A 1,795-nucleotide genomic window follows, 5' to 3' on the forward strand; every position below is an offset into this window, starting at 1 on the left:
TCACCCGGAGTACGCCCGGATGACCCCCCGGTACACGTCCACCGCTCTCTTGAGCTGCTCTATCGAGACCCGCTCATCCACCGCGTGCAGCGTCGGAATCTCTCCCGGCCCGTACTCCACGACGTCGAACCCCTTATCGCGGAGGTACTTCGCGTCGCTTGCGGCCCACTGGAGGAACGGGACCGCCGGGGCACCGTAGACCCGCTCCACCTCGGCGCAGAGCGTCCGGACGATCCGGGCGTCCGGGGGCGTCAGGCTCGGTTCGGCGACGTCTGTCTCCTGTATCACGGCATCCGGGGCATGTTCGGCGATGCCTCTGCGGAGGGCATCAAGGGAGCAGCCCCACGGCACCCGGACGTCGAGTTCCATCCGGCACTGCTCCGCCACGATGTTCGCCTTCTCGCCACCCTCGATCCTTCCTGGATTGAACATCACCCGCGTGAGGATGTTGTCCCCGCCTTCGATCCCGAATGTCTCGGAAAAGAGCCGGGCGGACTGCGCGACAAGCGGTTGCAGGTCTTCGCCGGGCGGGAACGGGTGCGCGTGGACCTCCCGCAGGTAACCGATGAGGTCGAAGGCCGCCATGACGGCGCTCTTCCCGACAAGAGGGTAGAGGGAGCTGTGGCCGGGCCTGCCGCGGAAGGAGAGGTTGACCCGGTAGAGGCCTTTCTGGCCGACTGCCGGGCTCATCGCCGGCGTCGGCTCGGCTATCAGGCAATCGCAGGGTTTGAGGAGATCCTGCGCAAGAAGCGACCGGATACCATGCTCCCCGCCGGTCTCCTCGTCGCAGACAAAGGCGAACTGCGCCTTCGGCTCCACGCCGCTCTCGACGAGATCCCGGTAGGCGGCAAGAAGGGCGGCGCAACCCCCTTTCATGTCGGTGGCGCCCCTCCCCCAGACGTAGCCGCCGGCAATCTCCCCGCTATGGGGGTCGTGCGTCCAGTCGTCGGGGATGGAGGGGACCACGTCGATGTGACCGCAGAGGAGGAGCCGGGTGTCCGGGCCGGTCGTGATGAGGTTCTCCCGGCCGCCGGGATGCGCAACGACGCGGCTCTTGACCCCGATTGAGTTGAGGAACTCCGTTATGAACGCGACGACGTCAGCGGTATTCCCCGGCGGGTTCTCGCTCCGGATCCGGATGAGTGATGAAGTCAGTCGGGCAACATCCATGCGTGATCTCCTTATGCAGCCTTCTTCGCCGCATACTCGTCGAAGAGGCGGGCAAGCGATGAGGTCTTGTAAAGCTGTTTGATGAACTTCGGGTCGAAGAACTCATCGATGAACATCGAAAAGTATTCGGCCGGCATCGCCTGCGTGTCGTCGGGGTTGAGCACGATCCGGAAGGCCCGGTACTGGGCGGGATCGTCGCGGTCGTAGACCCCGGACCAGAGCATCGGGAGTTCGCCGAACTTCTCCGGGTGCTCCTCTTTGAGCCAGTTGACGAAGTCGGGGAAGTATACCCGCTCCCCGATCTTCTCCTGGTCCACGCGCCACCGCATGTACTCCATGCTCATGATATTCCGGGGCGACATGATATTGTAGGTCAGGATGCCGAGGGTAAAATCGATGTGGGCGATGGCATCGGTGAAGTAGAAGTACAGGACCGGATGGAAATCGTTCGGGCTCTCCAGGATCAGCGATTTGCCATACAGTTTCTGCATGACGCGGCCATATTCGTTCATTTCCAGCATACTCTCCTATTGGGGAGAGTGGTACAAAAAATGTTCCTTCAGTGCAGGATGCGACGGGCGGAACGTCCGGAGCACGAGAAAATTGCGGAGCAATTTTCGAGTTG

2 protein-coding genes are annotated in these 1,795 nt (G+C 62.6%); both read right to left on the reverse strand.

Annotated features, from left to right (window positions below; genetic code table 11):
* Window positions 1–1,170 (reverse strand): M20/M25/M40 family metallo-hydrolase, encoded by a 1,170-nt coding sequence (locus tag PLN84_RS13205; protein WP_300033228.1) that lies wholly within the window; start codon window positions 1,168–1,170, stop codon window positions 1–3.
* Window positions 1,171–1,181: 11 nt separating this feature from the next.
* Window positions 1,182–1,691, reverse strand: coding sequence for a hypothetical protein (locus PLN84_RS13210; protein WP_292386073.1), 510 nt, complete (start codon window positions 1,689–1,691; stop codon window positions 1,182–1,184).
* Between the last annotated feature and the right edge of the window lie 104 nt (window positions 1,692–1,795).

Source organism: Methanoculleus sp. (assembly GCF_035363275.1).
In the GTDB taxonomy this organism is placed as follows: Archaea; Halobacteriota; Methanomicrobia; order Methanomicrobiales; family Methanoculleaceae; genus Methanoculleus.